18 protein-coding genes and 2 tRNA genes are annotated in these 19,643 nt (G+C 53.1%); 17 read left to right on the plus strand and 3 right to left on the minus strand.

The features are described 5' to 3' along the window. The first annotated feature begins 98 nt into the window (after positions 1–98). On the plus strand, positions 99–230 hold the full coding sequence (locus AOY23_RS23105) for a hypothetical protein (protein ID WP_268807189.1): 132 nt from the start codon (positions 99–101) through the stop codon (positions 228–230). A gap of 3 nt (positions 231–233) precedes the next feature. Beyond that, entirely contained in the window at positions 234–710 is a 477-nt protein-coding gene (gene greA, locus AOY23_RS07815; protein WP_049848895.1) for a transcription elongation factor GreA, read from the plus strand. Between the two features lie 151 nt (positions 711–861). Here the strand turns inward: greA and yhbY are convergent, their stop codons facing one another. Further along, entirely contained in the window at positions 862–1,155 is a 294-nt protein-coding gene (gene yhbY, locus AOY23_RS07820) for a ribosome assembly RNA-binding protein YhbY (RefSeq protein WP_038160901.1), read from the minus strand. A 122-nt stretch (positions 1,156–1,277) separates the two neighbouring features. Between yhbY and rlmE the strand changes: the two genes are divergently transcribed. The 6 genes from rlmE to AOY23_RS07850 all read left to right on the plus strand — a co-directional run bounded on the left by rlmE (position 1,278) and on the right by AOY23_RS07850 (position 6,878). Next, positions 1,278–1,904 (plus strand): 23S rRNA (uridine(2552)-2'-O)-methyltransferase RlmE, encoded by a 627-nt coding sequence (rlmE, locus tag AOY23_RS07825; RefSeq protein ID WP_054179007.1) that lies wholly within the window; start codon positions 1,278–1,280, stop codon positions 1,902–1,904. Positions 1,905–2,006: 102 nt separating this feature from the next. Further along, a complete protein-coding gene (gene ftsH / locus AOY23_RS07830) occupies positions 2,007–3,941 on the plus strand; it encodes an ATP-dependent zinc metalloprotease FtsH (RefSeq protein ID WP_038160907.1) in 1,935 nt (644 codons plus the stop codon). 98 nt (positions 3,942–4,039) lie between these two features. After that, positions 4,040–4,888 carry a dihydropteroate synthase gene (gene folP / locus AOY23_RS07835; protein WP_054179006.1) on the plus strand — a complete coding sequence of 283 codons (849 nt, stop codon included), beginning with the start codon at positions 4,040–4,042 and terminating at the stop codon, positions 4,886–4,888. Then, positions 4,881–6,218, plus strand: coding sequence for a phosphoglucosamine mutase (glmM, locus tag AOY23_RS07840; RefSeq protein WP_038160912.1), 1,338 nt, complete (start codon positions 4,881–4,883; stop codon positions 6,216–6,218). Before folP ends, glmM begins: the two co-directional genes overlap by 8 nt. A 231-nt stretch (positions 6,219–6,449) precedes the next feature. Beyond that, complete coding sequence (gene secG, locus AOY23_RS07845; protein ID WP_038160915.1) at positions 6,450–6,782, plus strand: preprotein translocase subunit SecG; 333 nt, start codon at positions 6,450–6,452, stop codon at positions 6,780–6,782. A gap of 9 nt (positions 6,783–6,791) precedes the next feature. Continuing rightward, positions 6,792–6,878 (plus strand) — tRNA-Leu (locus AOY23_RS07850). An 84-nt stretch (positions 6,879–6,962) separates the two neighbouring features. Here AOY23_RS07850 and AOY23_RS07855 read toward each other — a convergent pair. Further along, positions 6,963–7,967, minus strand: a complete 1,005-nt coding sequence (locus tag AOY23_RS07855) for a LacI family DNA-binding transcriptional regulator (RefSeq protein ID WP_054179005.1) — start codon at positions 7,965–7,967, stop codon at positions 6,963–6,965. A gap of 319 nt (positions 7,968–8,286) precedes the next feature. Between AOY23_RS07855 and AOY23_RS07860 the strand changes: the two genes are divergently transcribed. Both AOY23_RS07860 and AOY23_RS07865 read left to right on the plus strand, forming a co-directional pair. Continuing rightward, positions 8,287–9,483 carry an L-talarate/galactarate dehydratase gene (locus AOY23_RS07860; RefSeq protein WP_054179004.1) on the plus strand — a complete coding sequence of 399 codons (1,197 nt, stop codon included), beginning with the start codon at positions 8,287–8,289 and terminating at the stop codon, positions 9,481–9,483. Between the two features lie 73 nt (positions 9,484–9,556). Then, positions 9,557–10,867, plus strand: a complete 1,311-nt coding sequence (locus AOY23_RS07865) for an MFS transporter (RefSeq protein ID WP_054179003.1) — start codon at positions 9,557–9,559, stop codon at positions 10,865–10,867. A 193-nt stretch (positions 10,868–11,060) separates the two neighbouring features. Here the strand turns inward: AOY23_RS07865 and argG are convergent, their stop codons facing one another. After that, positions 11,061–12,407, minus strand: a complete 1,347-nt coding sequence (gene argG / locus AOY23_RS07870; RefSeq protein ID WP_054179002.1) for an argininosuccinate synthase — start codon at positions 12,405–12,407, stop codon at positions 11,061–11,063. Positions 12,408–12,739: 332 nt separating this feature from the next. Between argG and AOY23_RS07875 the strand changes: the two genes are divergently transcribed. From AOY23_RS07875 to rpsO, 7 genes are all read left to right on the plus strand, one after another. Continuing rightward, positions 12,740–12,816: transfer RNA gene (locus AOY23_RS07875), tRNA-Met, on the plus strand. Positions 12,817–13,023: 207 nt separating this feature from the next. Next, on the plus strand, positions 13,024–13,476 hold the full coding sequence (gene rimP, locus AOY23_RS07880) for a ribosome maturation factor RimP (RefSeq protein ID WP_049848931.1): 453 nt from the start codon (positions 13,024–13,026) through the stop codon (positions 13,474–13,476). A gap of 27 nt (positions 13,477–13,503) precedes the next feature. Continuing rightward, positions 13,504–14,991, plus strand: a complete 1,488-nt coding sequence (gene nusA / locus AOY23_RS07885) for a transcription termination factor NusA (protein ID WP_054179001.1) — start codon at positions 13,504–13,506, stop codon at positions 14,989–14,991. Positions 14,992–15,015: 24 nt separating this feature from the next. Further along, a complete protein-coding gene (gene infB, locus AOY23_RS07890) occupies positions 15,016–17,700 on the plus strand; it encodes a translation initiation factor IF-2 (RefSeq protein ID WP_054179000.1) in 2,685 nt (894 codons plus the stop codon). Positions 17,701–17,837: 137 nt separating this feature from the next. Beyond that, positions 17,838–18,239 (plus strand): 30S ribosome-binding factor RbfA, encoded by a 402-nt coding sequence (gene rbfA / locus AOY23_RS07895; protein ID WP_038162401.1) that lies wholly within the window; start codon positions 17,838–17,840, stop codon positions 18,237–18,239. After that, on the plus strand, positions 18,239–19,183 hold the full coding sequence (truB, locus tag AOY23_RS07900; RefSeq protein ID WP_054178999.1) for a tRNA pseudouridine(55) synthase TruB: 945 nt from the start codon (positions 18,239–18,241) through the stop codon (positions 19,181–19,183). The genes rbfA and truB overlap by 1 nt, the downstream gene beginning before the upstream one ends. Positions 19,184–19,332: 149 nt before the next feature. Next, complete coding sequence (rpsO, locus tag AOY23_RS07905; protein ID WP_017457357.1) at positions 19,333–19,602, plus strand: 30S ribosomal protein S15; 270 nt, start codon at positions 19,333–19,335, stop codon at positions 19,600–19,602. Positions 19,603–19,643 lie beyond the last annotated feature (41 nt).

Raw genomic sequence — 19,643 nt, forward strand, 5'->3', positions numbered from 1 at the left:
CGCGCTAACAACCTGGAAACCAGCCGCCATACTACGGCGCATTGCCCTGAAAAGTAAACGATGACCCATAGTGAACTTCAGGTTAAAATGCGTATCAAATGAAAAAATTGCTGCTGACCTGGGGTTTTTCCCCGGGTCAGTTTTCTTTTGCTTTTGTCCCGCCATTCACGGGGTGGAAGCGCCGGAACGGCGTTAATCCGTTCCTCGAAGGAATGATGAAAGAGGTATAACCAATGCAAGCTATTCCGATGACCTTACGTGGTGCCGAAAAACTACGCGAAGAACTGGAGTACCTGAAATCCGTTCGTCGCCCTGAAATCATTGCGGCCATCGCCGAAGCCCGTGAGCACGGCGATCTGAAAGAAAATGCGGAATACCATGCCGCGCGAGAGCAGCAGGGTTTTTGCGAAGGTCGTATCAAAGACATCGAAGCGAAATTGTCTAACGCGCAGGTCATCGACATCACCAAAATGCCGAAAAACGGCCGGGTGATTTTTGGCGCGACAGTGAGCGTTCTGAACCTCGATAACGACGAAGAGCAGACCTACCGTATCGTGGGTGATGATGAAGCGGATTTTAAGCAGAATCTGATTTCTGTGAACTCGCCTATCGCGCGCGGCCTGATTGGCAAAGAGCAGGATGACGTTGTGGTCATCCGTACGCCGGGCGGCGAAGTCGAATACGAAATCATCAAGGTGGAATACCTGTGATTTCATCTCAGCACATGGCGTGTTGAGAGATTGTAAAGATAAGAAAAAGGCCGCGATGCGGCCTTTTAACAACGTAAAGAGCATGGCATTTTGCTCGTCTGCTCGCGGAACCCTCGTTTTACACAACCTTGTGTGCGACTTTAGGATATTCTTAGCGTGGCAATGAGATTTTTCGCTCTTTGGTTGGACGGTACAGAACCAGTGTTTTACCGATGACCTGGACATTGCAGGCGCCGGTTTCACGGACGATAGCTTCCACGATCAGGCTTTTCGTCTCACGGTCTTCAGAGGCGATCTTAATCTTGATCAGCTCGTGGTGATCCAACGCTTGTTCAATCTCGGCCAGTACCCCTTCGGTCAAACCATTATTGCCAAGCATTACTACTGGCTTGAGCGGATGTGCCAGACCCTTGAGGTGCTGTTTTTGTTTAGTACTCAGATTCATCGTATATTTTTACTTACGTTGGGATTGAAAACGGTACATTCTACCGCCATCTCCCTAATATCGCCAAATTGCCGCGTCGAAATTTACGTCGGTGTATACGATGAAACCGGATGGAAAGTTAAATGACAGGTAAAAAGCGTTCTGCCAGCTCAAGCCGTTGGCTCCAGGAACACTTTAGCGATAAATATGTTCAACAGGCACAGAAAAAGGGGTTGCGTTCCCGTGCCTGGTTTAAACTTGATGAAATACAGCAAAGTGACAAGCTTTTTAAGCCGGGAATGACGGTGGTCGATCTCGGTGCGGCACCCGGTGGTTGGTCGCAATATGCGGTCACGCAAATCGGCGGAACGGGCCGGATCATCGCGTGTGATCTTTTACCTATGGATCCTATCGTTGGAGTGGACTTCCTTCAGGGCGATTTTCGTGATGAATTAGTCCTGAAAGCGTTACTTGAGCGCGTGGGTGACAGTAAAGTACAGGTTGTCATGTCCGATATGGCACCGAACATGTGTGGAACCCCCGCGGTGGATATCCCGCGGGCCATGTATCTGGTGGAACTGGCGCTCGAAATGTGTCGGGATGTACTGGCGCCAGGCGGTAGTTTTGTAGTCAAAGTGTTCCAGGGCGAAGGTTTCGAGGAGTACCTAAGGGAAATTCGCTCCCTGTTTACGAAAGTGAAAGTTCGTAAGCCGGACTCTTCGCGCGCACGTTCGCGTGAAGTGTACATTGTAGCGACCGGGCGAAAATAATAGACAGCGGATTTCAGGTGAAATTTTGAAAGACGCTGGATATAGAGTATCCTGACGCTGTTTTTAACACAGTTGTAATAAGAGGTTAATCCCTTGAGTGACATGGCGAAAAACCTAATACTCTGGCTGGTCATTGCTGTTGTGCTGATGTCAGTATTCCAGAGCTTTGGGCCCAGCGAGTCGAATGGCCGTAAGGTGGAATATTCTACCTTCCTGCAAGAGGTCAATAATGACCAGGTTCGCGAAGCGCGTATCAACGGACGTGAGATCAACGTTACCAAGAAAGATAGTAACCGTTACACGACTTACATTCCGGTTAACGATCCTAAGCTGCTTGATAACCTGCTGACCAAAAACGTCAAAGTGGTTGGTGAACCGCCGGAAGAGCCGAGCCTGCTGGCTTCTATCTTCATTTCCTGGTTCCCGATGCTGCTGTTGATTGGCGTCTGGATCTTCTTCATGCGCCAGATGCAGGGCGGTGGCGGCAAGGGGGCTATGTCGTTCGGTAAAAGCAAAGCCCGTATGCTGACGGAAGATCAGATCAAAACCACCTTCGCTGACGTTGCCGGTTGCGACGAAGCAAAAGAAGAGGTGGCGGAGCTGGTCGAATACCTGCGCGAGCCAAGCCGTTTCCAGAAACTGGGCGGTAAAATCCCGAAAGGTGTCCTGATGGTCGGCCCTCCGGGTACCGGTAAAACGCTGCTGGCGAAAGCGATCGCCGGTGAAGCGAAAGTGCCGTTCTTTACGATTTCCGGTTCTGACTTCGTTGAAATGTTCGTGGGTGTCGGTGCATCTCGTGTGCGTGACATGTTCGAACAGGCCAAGAAGGCAGCACCTTGCATTATCTTCATCGATGAAATCGATGCCGTGGGTCGCCAGCGTGGTGCCGGGCTCGGTGGTGGTCACGATGAACGTGAACAGACTCTGAACCAGATGCTGGTTGAGATGGACGGTTTCGAAGGCAACGAAGGTATCATCGTTATCGCTGCTACTAACCGTCCTGACGTTCTGGACCCTGCGCTGCTGCGTCCTGGCCGTTTCGACCGTCAGGTAGTGGTCGGTCTGCCGGATGTTCGTGGTCGTGAGCAGATCCTGAAAGTGCACATGCGTCGCGTACCGCTGTCGCCGGATATTGATGCCGCGATCATTGCCCGTGGTACACCTGGCTTCTCGGGCGCTGACCTCGCAAACCTCGTGAACGAAGCCGCGCTGTTTGCCGCGCGTGGCAACAAACGCGTGGTATCGATGGTGGAATTCGAGAAAGCGAAAGACAAAATCATGATGGGTGCGGAACGTCGCTCCATGGTGATGACGGAAGCGCAGAAAGAATCCACGGCGTACCACGAAGCGGGTCATGCGATTATTGGTCGCCTGGTGCCAGAACACGATCCGGTACACAAAGTGACGATTATCCCGCGTGGACGCGCGCTCGGTGTGACCTTCTTCCTGCCGGAAGGCGACGCGATCAGCGCCAGCCGTCAGAAACTGGAAAGCCAGATTTCAACGCTGTATGGCGGTCGTCTGGCGGAAGAGATCATCTACGGTGTGGAACATGTTTCGACCGGTGCGTCTAACGACATTAAAGTCGCGACTAACCTGGCGCGTAACATGGTGACGCAGTGGGGCTTCTCCGACAAACTCGGTCCGCTGCTGTATGCAGAGGAAGAGGGCGAAGTCTTCCTGGGTCGTTCCGTGGCTAAAGCCAAGCATATGTCCGACGAGACCGCGCGTATCATCGACCAGGAAGTGAAAGCGCTGATTGAACGTAACTACAATCGTGCTCGTCAGATCCTGAACGACAACATGGACATCCTGCATGCCATGAAAGATGCGCTCATGAAGTATGAGACCATCGATGCGCCGCAGATCGACGACCTGATGGCGCGTCGCGAAGTCCGCGCACCGGCAGGCTGGGAAGATCCCAATACGCCGAACAATTCTGACAATAACGGCACCCCGCGTGCGCCGCGTCCGGTCGATGAACCGCGTACGCCAAACCCGGGCAATACCATGTCAGAACAGTTGGGTGACAAATAAGTCATTGCTGTTGATGACGTATTCTCTGTCTGAAACCCTGGGGCTTGCCCCGGGGTTTTTCATATTCAAATAACCCTAAAAATACCAGGGACAAGACAATGAAACTGACTGCACAGGGCTCAGAACTTGACCTCAATTTTCCTCATGTCATGGGGATCCTTAACGTTACGCCTGATTCCTTTTCCGATGGCGGTACGCACAACACGCTGGTGGACGCGGTCAAACATGCCAATCTGATGATTAACGCGGGGGCGACCATCATCGATGTGGGGGGTGAATCAACACGTCCCGGAGCGGCAGACGTAAGTGTCGAAGAAGAGCTGGCGCGTGTGATCCCGGTGGTTGAAGCCATCGCGCAGCGCTTTGAAGTCTGGATTTCCGTCGATACCTCAAAACCAGACGTGATCCGCGAATCGGCGAGAGTGGGCGCTCACATTATTAATGATATCCGCTCACTCACCGAGCCGGGCGCGCTGGAAGCCTCGGCGGAAACGGGGCTGCCTGTCTGCCTGATGCATATGCAGGGTCAACCGAAAACCATGCAGGAAGCGCCGCACTACGATGATGTTTTCGCGGATGTAAATCGGTTCTTTATTGAGCAGATCGCACGTTGTGAGCGGGCAGGCATCGCAAAAGAGAAATTGTTGCTCGACCCGGGATTCGGTTTCGGTAAAAATCTCTCCCACAATTATGCCTTGCTCGCACGACTGTCCGAATTTCATCACTTTGGTCTGCCGTTGTTAGTGGGCATGTCGCGTAAATCGATGGTGGGCCAGTTGTTGAACGTGGGGCCGTCTGAGCGTTTGAGTGGAAGCCTTGCCTGTGCGGTGATCGCGGCGATGCAGGGCGCACAAATCATTCGCGTCCATGATGTAAAAGAAACGGTAGAAGCGATGCGCGTAGTCGAAGCGACGCTGTCAGCAAGGGAAAATAAACGCTATGAGTAATCGTAAATATTTTGGCACCGATGGTATCCGTGGTCGTGTTGGCGACGCGCCGATTACCCCTGATTTCGTTCTGAAGCTCGGCTGGGCGGCGGGGAAGGTGCTGGCGCGTCATGGATCGCGCAAAGTGATTATCGGTAAAGACACGCGTATTTCCGGCTATATGCTGGAGTCGGCGCTGGAAGCGGGACTGGCAGCCGCCGGGTTGTCTGCCTCATTCACCGGGCCAATGCCAACACCGGCGGTGGCTTACCTGACGCGCACTTTCCGCGCCGAAGCCGGTATTGTGATTTCCGCCTCCCACAACCCGTATTACGACAACGGGATCAAATTCTTCTCCATCGACGGCACCAAACTGCCGGATGACGTTGAAGAGGCCATTGAAGCGGAACTGGAAAAAGAGATCAGTTGTGTGGATTCCGCGGAACTCGGTAAGGCGAGCCGTATTGTCGATGCGGCGGGCCGTTACATTGAATTCTGCAAAGCGACCTTCCCGAACGAATTAAGCCTGAACGGCCTGAAAGTGGTGGTTGACTGCGCGAACGGCGCCACCTACCACATTGCGCCGAGCGTGTTCCGCGAACTGGGCGCGAAAGTGATTACCATGGGCTGCGAGCCGGATGGCGTCAATATCAACGAAGGCGTGGGCGCAACGGACGTTCGTGCGCTGCAAACTCGCGTTCTGGCTGAAAAAGCTGATCTCGGCATCGCGTTTGATGGCGACGGCGACCGCGTGATTATGGTCGATCACCAGGGCAACAAAGTTGATGGCGATCAGATCCTCTACATCATCGCCCGTGAAGGACTGCGTCAGGGTCAGCTGCGCGGTGGTGCCGTAGGCACGCTGATGAGCAATATGGGGCTGGAGCTGGCGCTGAAGCAACTGGGTATTCCGTTCGCACGCGCCAAAGTCGGCGACCGTTATGTCCTGGAACTGCTGCAGGAGAAAGGCTGGCGCATCGGTGCGGAGAACTCCGGCCACGTCATCCTGCTGGATAAAACCACCACTGGCGACGGTATCGTGGCTGGCCTGCAGGTGGTTGCGGCAATGGTGCGTAACCATATGAGCCTGTACGATCTGTGCAGTGGTATGAAGATGTTCCCGCAGGTGCTGGTCAACGTACGCTACAGTGCTGATTCCGCGAACCCGCTGGAGAATGACACCGTGAAAAGCGTCACTGCAGAAGTTGAAACGGCGCTGGCAGGGCGTGGCCGCGTACTGTTGCGTAAATCCGGTACCGAACCGTTAATTCGTGTGATGGTAGAAGGCGAAGATGATGCACAAGTTACCGCCTTTGCTCACCGTATCGCTGATGCGGTAAAAGCGGTGTAAAACGGCTTTCTAAGTGTTTAAAAAGGCGGCGCAAGTCGCCTTTTTTTCCGGCAATTATCCGCTTTTTGCTGTTTTTTTCCGCAGTTGGTACAATGCGATAAATTTGCCCTTGCGAAGGTTATTCGCTTTGGTTAGTATTCACACCCGCTTCAGTGGGAAACGTTAAAAACGCCCCGCTTTTATTGGTTGAAGCAATTGGCATGCGGTCACCCCGCAAGGAACAGGTTGATTATGTACGAAGCTCTTTTAGTTGTTTTCCTTATTGTGGCGATTGGCCTGATTGGTCTGATCATGCTGCAGCAAGGTAAAGGCGCTGATATGGGAGCCTCCTTTGGAGCAGGTGCTTCCGCCACGTTATTTGGTTCTAGCGGTTCTGGTAACTTCATGACCCGTATGACCGCATTACTGGCGACGCTGTTCTTTATCATCAGCCTGGTGCTGGGTAACCTGAACACCAATAAAACCAGTAAAGGAAGCGAGTGGGAATCTCTGAGTGCGCCAGCGAAAACTGAGCAGACTCAGCCAGCAGCACCGGCCCAGCCGAGCAGCGATATCCCGCGCTAATACAGTCGTGCCGAGGTGGTGGAATTGGTAGACACGCTACCTTGAGGTGGTAGTGCCCGATTGGGCTTACGGGTTCAAGTCCCGTCCTCGGTACCAATATTCCAGAAAAAGAGACGTCGAAAGACGTCTCTTTTTTTGTCTGTAATCCGCATGAATTGGACTGAATTCGCCTATGTTTGCTTATGCAGACTCACGTTCAATCAAGTGGAAGCCGATATCAATGATGGCCGCCTCTCCGGATGTCTGTTCAATACGATTGGCCAGCAACGTAGCGGCTCGCTGCCCGATAGCGCGTCTGTCCACGCTGACAGTGGTGATCGAGGGTCGATTGCTGGCAGCAAAATCGAGATCGCCGAAGCCAATGACGGCTAAATCGTGTGGAATACGTAATCCACGACTTTCTGCTTCCATTATTGCTCCCTGCGCCAGTGTGTCGGAACTGCAGACGATCACGTCAAATTCCCCGGCAGTAAAGAGCTGCGTTAGCCCGCTGCGACCTAACGACAGAGATGCCGGAAGCGGCACATCAACCTGCGGTATCGCGTGGATAGCATGGTGCGCAAGAACGTTGCATAACCCCTGTTTACGTTGGGCGGCGCGGCGATCAGCTGTCCATAACAGTCCCGGACGACGATATCCTTTACTCAACAGATATTCACCTGTAGCCTGCCCGACTTTTTCATGGGAAAAGCCGACCAGCATATCGAGGGGCGTTGGCGTGAGATCCCAGATTTCCACCACAGGAATGGCTGCGTTCAGAATCACTTTTTTCAGCCCGATGGTGTGATGGATCCCGGTCAACACCACGCCATCGGGGCGACGGGAAAGCAGGGTCGCCACCAGCTCTGCTTCTGTTTGTTCGGTATATCCTGCCACACACAGCAAAATATGATACCCGCGTCTTGCCAGCTCGTCGCTCAGTGACTGGATGGTATCGACAAACATGTTGTTGTTGATCTGTGGCACTACGACGGCAATCAGTTTACTGCGTCGTGACGCCAGCCCGCCCGCCAGTGCGTTAGGTATGTAGCCGGTGGTCCTCACCGCCTGCATCACTTTCTCAACCGTTTTAGGTCGCACCAATTGCGGAGCATTCAGCGCCCGACTCACTGTCATGGGCGAGAGCCCGGCGCTGCGGGCAACATCTTCCAGCGTGGGCGCGCGAGGTGATTTGGTGCTCTTCACTGTTGATGTACCTGCTAAATTTGCCGAATTAATTGTGCATTATTCATCATGCATGGGGCTATTGCCAGCGTCGGACCAGGAAACGCCGCAAATACAGCAGCTTACTTTTCTCAGTGGATGGCAAAATGTTATCGCTATCATTGTGTATTAGGCATTTTACCAGAATGTTTTGGATTGTGATCCGCTCTGCAGGAAATATCCTTCTTTATTCGCTGTATGTGATCGATTGTTCAAATTAATAGCAACTCTGTAGAAAAGGAAATGGCATGAACATATAAATGTTAGCGCAATCATTTTATCCAATAATCCGGAGAGAGACATGTCTTTAAGCGCAAATTCAAACGCGGTAACGTATGCCAAAGCGACTAATGTCAGAACGGCAGCGGAGACCGGTGACCGTATCGAATGGGTGAAGTTGTCACTGGCATTTCTGCCGCTGGCCACACCGGTGAGTGACGCAAAGGTATTGACCGGTCGTCAAAAACCCCTGACCGAAGTGGCGATCATCATCGCTGAAATCCGTAGCCGTGATGGATTTGAAGGCGTGGGTTTTAGTTACTCCAAACGCGCCGGTGGTCAGGGTATTTATGCCCATGCCAAAGAGATCGCCGACAATCTGCTTGGCGAAGATCCGAATGATATCGACAAAATCTACACTAAGCTGCTGTGGGCTGGCGCGTCCGTAGGGCGCAGCGGGATGGCGGTTCAGGCCATCTCTCCTGTCGACATTGCACTCTGGGATATGAAGGCCAAACGTGCGGGTCTGCCGCTGGCAAAACTGCTGGGTGCACACCGTGATTCTGTACAGTGCTACAACACCTCCGGTGGTTTCCTGCATACGCCGCTCGATCAGGTACTGAAGAATGTGGTGATCTCACGTGAAAACGGCATCGGTGGTATCAAGCTAAAGGTCGGGCAACCCAACTGTGCCGAGGATATTCGTCGCTTAACGGCCGTACGTGAAGCGCTGGGCGACGATTTTCCGCTTATGGTTGATGCTAACCAACAATGGGATCGGGAAACGGCAATCCGGATGGGCCGCAAAATGGAGCAGTTCAACCTTATCTGGATTGAAGAGCCACTGGATGCGTATGACATTGAAGGTCACGCACAGCTTGCCGCCGCGCTGGATACGCCAGTCGCTACCGGAGAAATGCTCACCAGCTTCCGCGAACATGAGCAGTTGATTCTTGGCAACGCCAGCGACTTTGTTCAGCCTGACGCACCGCGTGTCGGTGGTATCTCGCCGTTTCTGAAAATCATGGATCTGGCGGCAAAGCACGGTCGCAAACTTGCTCCGCATTTTGCTATGGAAGTCCACCTGCATCTTTCAGCCGCCTATCCACTGGAACCCTGGCTGGAGCATTTCGAGTGGCTGAACCCTCTGTTCAATGAGCAGCTCGAACTTCGTGATGGTCGTATGTGGGTCTCCGACCGTCATGGTCTGGGCTTTACGCTGAGTGAACAGGCGCGCCGCTGGACACAATTAAGCTGCGAATTTGGTAAACGTCCTTAGTTTCCGCAGGCGGGACTGATTTCCGCCCTCTTACCTTACAGAAATATTTCTGCCCTTACCTGAGGAGTAGAGAATGAACACAATAATAAAGCGTACCAAAGTGCGTTACAGCATCCTTATTTTTTTATTTCTTGCGACTGTATTTAATTATGCCGATCGTGCAACATTATCCGTTGTTGCCCCCATAATGAGTAAAGAGCTGGGTTTTGATCCTGAAGCGATGGGGCTGGCCTTTTCTTCCTTTGGTATTGCGTATGTGATAATGCAACTACCTGGCGGCTGGCTATTAGACCGCTATGGCTCCCGACTGGTCTACGGCTGCGCATTAATCGGCTGGTCATTGGTCACCATGTTCCAGGGCACCATTTATCTGTATGCCAGTCCATTAATTGTGCTGATTATTCTGCGTTTGCTGATGGGCGCAATTGAAGCACCAGCCTTTCCGGCCAACAGCCGTCTGAGCGTGCAGTGGTTTCCTAATAATGAACGCGGGTTTGTCACCTCCGTTTACCAGGCGGCACAATATATCTCGCTGGGCATTATTACTCCGCTGATGACTATTATCCTGCATAATTTAAGCTGGCATTTTGTCTTTTATTATATTGGTGCCATTGGGGTTATTCTCGGTGTGTTCTGGTTAATTAAAGTCAAAGACCCAATGCACCATCCAAAAGTTAATCAACAGGAAATTGATTATATTCGCAATGGTGGTGGTGAACCCACGCTTGGCAGCAAAAAGGAACCACAGAAGATAACGCTCGCCCAGATTAAAAGTGTCTGCGTAAATCGGATGATGATCGGTGTCTACATTGGCCAGTTCTGCGTCACATCCATCACGTGGTTCTTTCTGACCTGGTTTCCAACCTACCTGTATCAGGCCAAAGGAATGTCGATTCTGAAGGTCGGCTTTGTGGCCAGTATTCCTGCTATTGCAGGATTTATCGGCGGCCTGCTCGGCGGCGTCTTCTCAGACTGGCTGCTTAAACGCGGTTACAGCCTGACAATCGCCCGCAAACTGCCCGTGATTTGCGGCATGCTGCTCTCCTGCGTGATTGTTATCGCCAACTACACCTCGTCGGAATTTGTGGTGATTGCCGCCATGAGCCTGGCATTTTTCGCGAAGGGTTTTGGTAACCTCGGTTGGTGTGTGCTCAGCGATACTTCACCGAAAGAAGTGTTGGGTATTGCAGGGGGAGTGTTCAATATGTGCGGCAACATGGCGAGTATTATTACGCCGTTGGTTATCGGTGTGATTCTTGCGAATACGCAGTCGTTTGATTTTGCCATCCTGTACGTCGGTTCAATGGGACTTATTGGCCTCATTTCCTACCTGTTTATTGTTGGACCATTGAATCGTATTACGCTGGTACCGTCTGCGGCCTGATTGTCTTACTGGCGAAGGTTTCGCCCCCGCTGTTCCGGCATTGTACTCCGTCGGAACAGCGGTTTTTTTATCTGCGCATCGTACAACCCTACAGACTTTCCCCTTCGCGTTTTCTGAGGAGATGCGCTTTTACAGCAAACTGTAATCACAAAGGCCAACATATGCTGGCCTTTGAAAGAAGATTCAGCGGTGGTTATTTCTGCTTGCCGCTTTCCAGATTTTCGACCTGCGGCAGGCCATTGCCGGCATTAGACGAAAGCAGCCCGGTTTCCGCATAGCTGAACAGTTTTTCACGGGTATCGATGATGTCCAGATTACGCATGGTCAGTTGCCCGATACGATCATCCGCGGAGAAGACGGAGTCGCCTTTTTCCATCGTCAGACGTTCCGGCTTGTAGGTCAGGTTGTCGGAGACCGTGTTGAGGATCGAGTAGTCGTTACCGCGACGCAGTTCGAGCGTCACTTCGCCGGTAATCGCACTCGCCACCCAGCGCTGGAGTGCGTCACGCAGCATCAACGCCTGCGGATCAAACCAGCGGCCCTGATACAGCAGTTTGCCCAGTTGGCGACCATGCGCATGATACTGCTCGATGGTGTCTTCGTTATGAATACCGGTCAGCAGACGCTCGTAGGCGATATGCAGTAGCGCCATGCCCGGGGCTTCGTAAATGCCACGGCTTTTGGCTTCGATAATCCGGTTTTCGATCTGATCGCTCATGCCCAGACCATGGCGGCCACCGATGCGGTTAGCTTCCATCATCAGTTCCACGTCATTGCTGAACGTTTTGCCATTCAGGGCGACAGGATGACCGTGCTCAAAACGAACGGTAACCTCTTCCGCCGGGATCTTCACGCTCTCGTCCCAGAACTTCACGCCCATAATAGGGTTGACGATTTTCACGCTGGAATTCAGGAACTCCAGGTCTTTCGCTTCATGGGTTGCGCCGAGCATGTTGGAGTCGGTGGAATAGGCTTTCTCAACCGACATTTTATAGTTGAACCCGCAGGCGATCATGAACTCGGACATCTCATGACGGCCGCCCAGCTCATCAATAAAATCAGTATCGAGCCACGGCTTGTAGATTTGCAGCTCAGCGTTGGTCAGCAGGCCGTAGCGATAAAAACGCTCGATGTCGTTGCCTTTATAGGTGCTGCCATCGCCCCAAATGTTCACGCCGTCTTCTTTCATCGCGGCAACCAGCATGGTGCCGGTCACGGCACGGCCCAGCGGCGTGGTGTTAAAATAGGTCAGCCCGCCGGTGGTATTGTGGAATGCGCCACACTGGATGGCGGCAATGCCTTCGGCGACCAGCTGTTTACGGCAATCGATCAGGCGGGCGTTCTCGGCGCCGTATTCCATCGCGCGGCGCGGGATGGCGTCATAATCGTCTTCATCCGGCTGACCCAGATTCGCAGTATATGCATAAGGAATCGCACCTTTTTTTCGCATCCACAGCAGCGCGGCGCTGGTGTCCAGCCCGCCTGAGAAAGCGATACCAATCCGTTGACCTGTAGGAAGATGCTTGAGAATCGTCGTCATAAATAGAACCCTGCTAGCCAGACTATGATGAAACTGCCGTTAAGCTCTTATTGCATGTTTATGCAGTTTAAATGAGTTTTCATTTAATCATCTTTTGCGCATGACAGGAAGTGATTCACGCATTTTTCTTGAATTTTTCTTCCGCCGCCCGCATATGAGTATGCATAAGCGTAGTGGATCTATGCTGTTTGCGGGGAAGAGAAGTCGTGGGTTGACAGATCACATGATTTTTCAATATACTGCACCCCGATTTAACGTCCCGTCTTCGGTACCAAATCCCAGCAGTATTTGCACTTTTTACTTCGTATGAGTAAAATATGCCACGTTTCAGGCGCGGGGTGGAGCAGCCTGGTAGCTCGTCGGGCTCATAACCCGAAGGTCGTCGGTTCAAATCCGGCCCCCGCAACCATTTTCCCATAGAGTTTTTTTTCAAATATACTGTGAAGACATTGGGCTTCGTAGCTGGATTTGAAAGAAATCTCTTGGAAAATGTTTCCAGACCGCATTTGCGGTTATAGGGTTCAGTTATCTAAAGCCCCGATTTATCGGGGTTTTTTGTTATCTGACTACAGAATAACTGGGCTATACGCCCTTTTTTTATGTCCTGGGGGTGGGTTTGTCCACATTAGAGCAGAAATTAACTGAGATGCTCACTGCGCCAGTCGAAGCCTTAGGGTTTGAGCTGGTTGGCATTGAATTCGTTCGCGGGCGTACATCGACGCTACGCATCTATATTGATAGTGAAGATGGCATCAATGTTGATGATTGCGCTGATGTCAGTCATCAGGTCAGCGCGGTGATGGATGTCGAAGACCCTATCACTGTCGCCTACAACCTGGAGGTTTCTTCCCCGGGCCTCGATCGCCCTCTGTTCACTGCTGAGCACTACTCGCGTTTTGTGGGTGAAGAGGCCACGCTGGTCCTGCGTATGGCGGTTCAGAATCGTCGCAAATGGCAGGGCATCATTAAAGCGGTCGACGGTGAGATGATCACGGTAACCGTCGAAGGAAAAGATGAAGTGTTCGCGCTGAGTAACATCCAGAAGGCGAACCTGGTTCCCCACTTTTAACAGTCTGGATTGAGGTGAAAGGCCCCGATGAACAAAGAAATTTTGGCTGTTGTTGAAGCCGTTTCCAACGAAAAGGCGCTGCCGCGCGAGAAGATCTTCGAAGCGCTGGAAAGTGCTCTGGCAACGGCTACCAAGAAAAAATACGAACAGGAAATCGATGTTCGCGTTGAAATCGATCGCAAAAGCGGCGACTTCGATACCTTCCGTCGTTGGGTTGTGGTTGAAGAAGTCACCCAGCCGACCAAAGAAATCACCCTGGAAGCCGCCCGTTTTGAAGACGAAAGCTTCAACGTTGGCGACTATGTAGAAGACCAGATCGAATCGGTGACGTTTGACCGTATCACCACCCAGACCGCTAAACAGGTTATCGTACAGAAAGTGCGTGAAGCCGAGCGCGCGATGGTGGTTGATCAGTTCCGCGAGCACGAAGGCGAAATCATCACGGGTGTGGTGAAGAAAGTGAACCGCGACAACATCAGCCTGGATCTCGGCAGCAACGCTGAAGCCGTTATCCTGCGTGAAGACATGTTGCCGCGCGAAAACTTCCGTCCGGGTGACCGCATTCGCGGCGTGCTGTACGCCGTTCGTCCGGAAGCGCGTGGCGCCCAGTTGTTCGTGACCCGCTCCAAACCAGAAATGCTGATTGAGCTGTTCCGCATTGAAGTGCCGGAAATTGGTGAAGAAGTTATCGAAATCAAAGCTGCGGCCCGCGATCCGGGTTCTCGCGCGAAAATCGCTGTGAAAACCAACGACAAGCGTATCGACCCGGTCGGTGCCTGTGTTGGTATGCGCGGCGCGCGTGTGCAGGCGGTCTCCACCGAACTGGGTGGCGAGCGTATTGATATCGTTCTGTGGGACGACAACCCGGCCCAGTTCGTGATCAACGCGATGGCGCCTGCTGATGTCGCTTCCATTGTGGTCGACGAAGACAAACACACCATGGATATCGCGGTTGAAGCCGGTAACCTGGCGCAGGCCATCGGTCGTAACGGTCAGAACGTTCGTCTGGCTTCTCAGCTGAGCGGCTGGGAACTCAACGTAATGACGGTTGATGACCTGCAGGCGAAACACCAGGCTGAAGCGCACGCCGCTATCGATACCTTCACCAAATATCTCGATATTGATGAAGATTTCGCGACGGTGCTGGTGGAAGAAGGCTTCTCCTCACTGGAAGAACTGGCCTATGTGCCGATCAAAGAGCTGCTGGAAATTGACGGTCTTGATGAACCGACCGTAGAAGCACTCCGCGAACGCGCGAAAAACGCACTGACCACGCTGGCGCTGGCTCAGGAAGAAAGCCTCGGTGATAACAAACCGGCTGACGATCTGCTGAACCTTGAAGGTCTGGATCGCACAATGGCATTCAAACTGGCTGCCCGTGGTGTTTGTACGCTGGAAGATCTCGCCGAACAGGGCGTTGATGACCTGGCTGATATCGAAGGGATGACCGACGAGAAGGCTGGTGAACTCATCATGGCCGCCCGCAATATTTGCTGGTTCGGTGACGAAGCGTAATAAACTGTAGCAGGAAGGAACAGCATGACAGATGTAACCGTAAAATCGCTGGCCGCAGAGATTCAGACTTCCGTGGAACGCCTGGTACAGCAATTTGCTGATGCAGGGATCCCGAAGTCCGCTGAAGACTCTGTGACCGCGCAAGAGAAGCAAACTTTATTAACGCACCTGAACCGCGAGCATGGTTCAGGCCCGGATAAGTTGACGTTGCAGCGCAAAACGCGTAGCACATTAAGCATTCAGGGTACCGGTGGGAAAAGTAAATCGGTACAGATTGAAGTCCGCAAAAAACGCACCTTTGTAAAACGCGATCCTCAAGAAGCTGAGCGTCTCGCGGCCGAAGAAGAAGCGCAGCGTGAAGCGGAAGAGCAAGCCCGTCGTGAAGCTGAGGAAGCAGCCAAGCGTGAGGCGCAATTAAAAGCTGAACGTGAGGCCGCAGAACAAGCTAAGCGTGATGCCGCAGACAAGGCGAAACGCGAAGTAGCGGAAAAAGACAAAGTGAGCAATCAACAAATCGACGAAAAAACCAAAACCACCCAGGCTGAGAAAGTTCGCCGGGAAAACGAAGCTGCTGAGCTGAAGCGTAAAGCGGAAGAAGAAGCGCGTCGTAAACTGGAAGCTGAAGCCCGTCGTGTTGCGGAAGAAGCTCGCCGCATGGCGGAAGAAAATGCCAACACCTGGGCTGAGCAGGACGTCGTGGAAGACGACAAGAGCGACTATCACGTCACGACCTCTCAACATGCGCGCCAGGCTGAAGACGAAAACGATCGTGAAGTAGAAGGCGGTCGTGGCCGTGGTCGTAACGCGAAAGCCGCGCGCCCGAAAAAAGGCAACAAACACGCGGAATCCAAAGCTGATCGTGAAGAAGCGCGTGCCGCCATTCGTGGTGGTAAAGGCGGCAAACGTAAAGGCTCCACGCTGCAGCAGGGCTTCCAGAAGCCAGCACAGGCGGTTAACCGTGACGTCGTGATCGGCGAAACCATCACCGTTGGCGATCTGGCGAACAAGATGGCGGTCAAAGGCTCTCAGGTCATCAAAGCGATGATGAAACTGGGTGCAATGGCGACCATCAACCAGGTCATCGACCAGGAAACCGCACAGCTGGTTGCCGAAGAGATGGGCCACAAAGTTATCCTGCGTCGTGAAAACGAGCTGGAAGAAGCAGTAATGAGCGACCGTGATACCGGCGCTGCGGCTGAACCGCGTGCACCGGTAGTGACCATCATGGGTCACGTTGACCACGGTAAAACCTCGCTGCTCGACTACATTCGTTCGACGAAAGTGGCATCCGGTGAAGCGGGTGGTATCACCCAGCACATCGGTGCTTACCACGTTGAAACCGAAAACGGCATGATCACCTTCCTGGATACCCCGGGTCACGCCGCGTTTACCGCGATGCGTGCACGTGGTGCGCAGGCGACGGATATCGTTGTTCTGGTGGTTGCCGCAGACGACGGCGTGATGCCGCAGACCATCGAAGCTATCCAGCACGCGAAAGCGGCGCAGGTGCCGGTGGTGGTTGCAGTGAACAAAATCGATAAGCCAGAAGCGGATCCGGATCGCGTTAAAAACGAACTGGCTCAGTACGGCATCATCCCTGAAGAGTGGGGCGGCGATTGCCAGTTCGTCCACGTTTCGGCGAAAGCGGGAACCGGCATCGACGATCTGCTGAACGCCATCCTGCTGCAGGCGGAAGTGCTGGAGCTGAAAGCAATCCGTAAAGGCATGGCGAGCGGCGCGGTGATTGAATCCTTCCTGGATAAAGGTCGTGGCCCGGTGGCGACGGTTCTGGTTCGCGAAGGTACGCTGAACAAAGGCGATATCGTGCTGTGTGGCTTCGAATATGGCCGTGTTCGTGCAATGCGTGACGAACTGGGTCAGGAAGTGCTGGAAGCGGGTCCGTCTATCCCGGTTGAAATCCTCGGCCTGTCCGGTGTTCCGGCGGCGGGTGATGAAGTGACTGTAGTTCGTGACGAGAAAAAAGCGCGTGAAGTGGCACTGTATCGTCAGGGTAAATTCCGCGAAGTTAAACTGGCGCGTCAGCAGAAATCTAAACTCGAGAACATGTTTGCCAACATGACCGAGGGCGAAGTTCACGAAGTGAACATCGTACTGAAAGCTGACGTTCAGGGCTCTGTGGAAGCGATCACCGACTCTCTGCTGAAACTGTCTACCGACGAAGTGAAAGTGAAGATCGTGGGTTCCGGCGTAGGTGGTATCACCGAAACCGACGCGACGCTGGCAGCCGCTTCCGAAGCTATTCTGGTGGGCTTCAACGTCCGTGCCGATGCTTCTGCTCGCCGCGTGATCGAATCAGAAAGCCTGGATCTGCGTTACTACTCCGTCATCTATAACCTGATCGACGAAGTGAAAGCGGCGATGAGCGGCATGCTGTCTCCGGAACTGAAACAGCAGATCATCGGTCTGGCTGAAGTTCGTGATGTGTTCAAATCACCGAAATTTGGCGCCATCGCAGGTTGTATGGTTACCGAAGGTGTGGTCAAACGTCACAACCCGATCCGCGTTCTGCGCGACAACGTGGTTATCTACGAAGGCGAGCTGGAATCCCTGCGCCGCTTCAAAGATGACGTCAACGAAGTCCGTAACGGTATGGAATGTGGTATCGGCGTTAAGAACTACAACGACGTGCGTACCGGCGATATGATCGAAGTGTTCGAGATTATCGAAATCCAGCGTACGATCGAGTAATCCTTCGCCATGCCCGGTGACACTTCGTTTACCGGGCTTACGGCCGGGTTGTAGGCCGGGTAAGCCCAGCGCCACCCGGCAATGCATTTCAAAAGGGGCTTTTGCCCCTTTTTTGTCTTTAGTCTGGAGAATTTATTATGGCGAAAGAATTTGGTCGCCCGCAGCGCGTGGCACAGGAGATGCAAAAAGAGATTGCTATCATCCTGCAGCGCGAAATCAAAGATCCGCGTCTGGGTATGATGACCACCGTTTCAGGTGTCGAAATGTCCCGTGACCTGGCCTATGCCAAAGTATTTGTCACCTTCCTGAACGACAAAGATGAAGCCGCTGTTAAAGCGGGCATCAAAGCGTTACAGGAAGCCTCTGGTTTTATCCGTACGCTGCTCGGCAAAGCGATGCGCCTGCGTATCGTGCCTGAGCTGACCTTCTTCTACGACAACTCGCTGGTCGAAGGGATGCGCATGTCAAACCTGGTGACCAACGTGGTGAAGCATGACGAAGAGCGTCGTGTGAACCCGGACGACAGCAAGGAGGACTGATGAGTCGTCCTCGTCGTCGTGGTCGCGATGTGCATGGCGTACTGCTGCTGGACAAACCGCAGGGCGCGTCCAGCAATGATGTCCTGCAAAAGGTAAAGCGTATTTATAACGCCAACCGTGCCGGGCATACCGGTGCGCTGGATCCGCTGGCGACCGGCATGCTGCCGATTTGCCTCGGCGAAGCGACCAAGTTTTCTCAGTACCTGCTGGACTCCGATAAACGCTATCGCGTTATCGCGCGTCTCGGTCAGCGTACCGACACCTCTGATGCGGACGGTGAAATCGTCGAAGAGCGCCCGGTGACCTTCACCGATGCCCAGTTGGCTGCGGCGCTGGACAGCTTTCGTGGCGACACGATGCAGGTGCCGTCGATGTATTCCGCGCTAAAGTATCAGGGTAAAAAACTGTACGAGTACGCGCGTCAGGGGATTGACGTCCCGCGTGAAGCGCGGCCGATTACCGTTTACGAACTGCTGTTTATTCGTCACGAAGGCAATGAGCTGGAGCTGGAAGTGCACTGCTCTAAAGGCACCTACATCCGTACCATCATTGACGATTTAGGTGAAAAGCTCGGCTGCGGCGCGCATGTGATCTTCCTGCGTCGTCTGGCAGTGAGCAAATACCCGGTCGAGCGAATGGTTACGCTTGAGCAGCTTCGTGCGCTGGTCGAACAGGCGGAAGTGCAGGGCATTCCTGCCGCACAGTTGCTGGATCCGCTGTTGATGCCAATGGACAGTCCTGCTTCTGATTTCCCGCGGGTGAACATTCCAACGGTCGTCGCCGCTTACTTTAAGCAGGGGCAACCGGTGCGGGCCTCTCAGGCACCCGTCGCGGGTCTGGTCCGGGTGACAGAAGGTGATGACGACGCGTTTATCGGGATGGGCGAAATTGACGACGAAGGCCGTGTCGCGCCGCGTCGTCTGGTGGTGGAATACCCGCAGTAAAGCGCTCATCTTGCGATTACAGGGCGCTGCGAGTAGAATATTGCCGCTTGACGTCTGCACATTTGTTTAACATTTGTCGCAGCGTTAATCTCAGGGTGGCTGAATTAGAGATCGGCACCCTTTATTTCTTTTTAATTCTGGAGTTTAAAATGTCTCTAAGCGTTGAAGCTAAAGCTAAAATCGTTTCCGAGTTCGGTCGTGGTTCTAACGACAGCGGTTCTACCGAAGTTCAGGTTGCTCTGCTGACTGCACAGATCAACCACCTGCAGGGTCACTTTGCAGAGCACAAAAAAGATCACCACAGCCGTCGTGGTCTGCTGCGCATGGTTTCTCAGCGTCGTAAACTGCTCGACTACCTGAAACGTAAAGATGTTGCACGCTACACCGCGCTGATCGAGCGTCTGGGCCTGCGTCGCTAAGTCTGGCGAGTTTCATAAAGAGGGGCCTTCATGGCCCCTTT

The sequence above is a fragment of the Trabulsiella odontotermitis genome, from assembly GCF_001297775.1.
GTDB lineage: Bacteria > Pseudomonadota > Gammaproteobacteria > Enterobacterales > Enterobacteriaceae > Trabulsiella > Trabulsiella odontotermitis.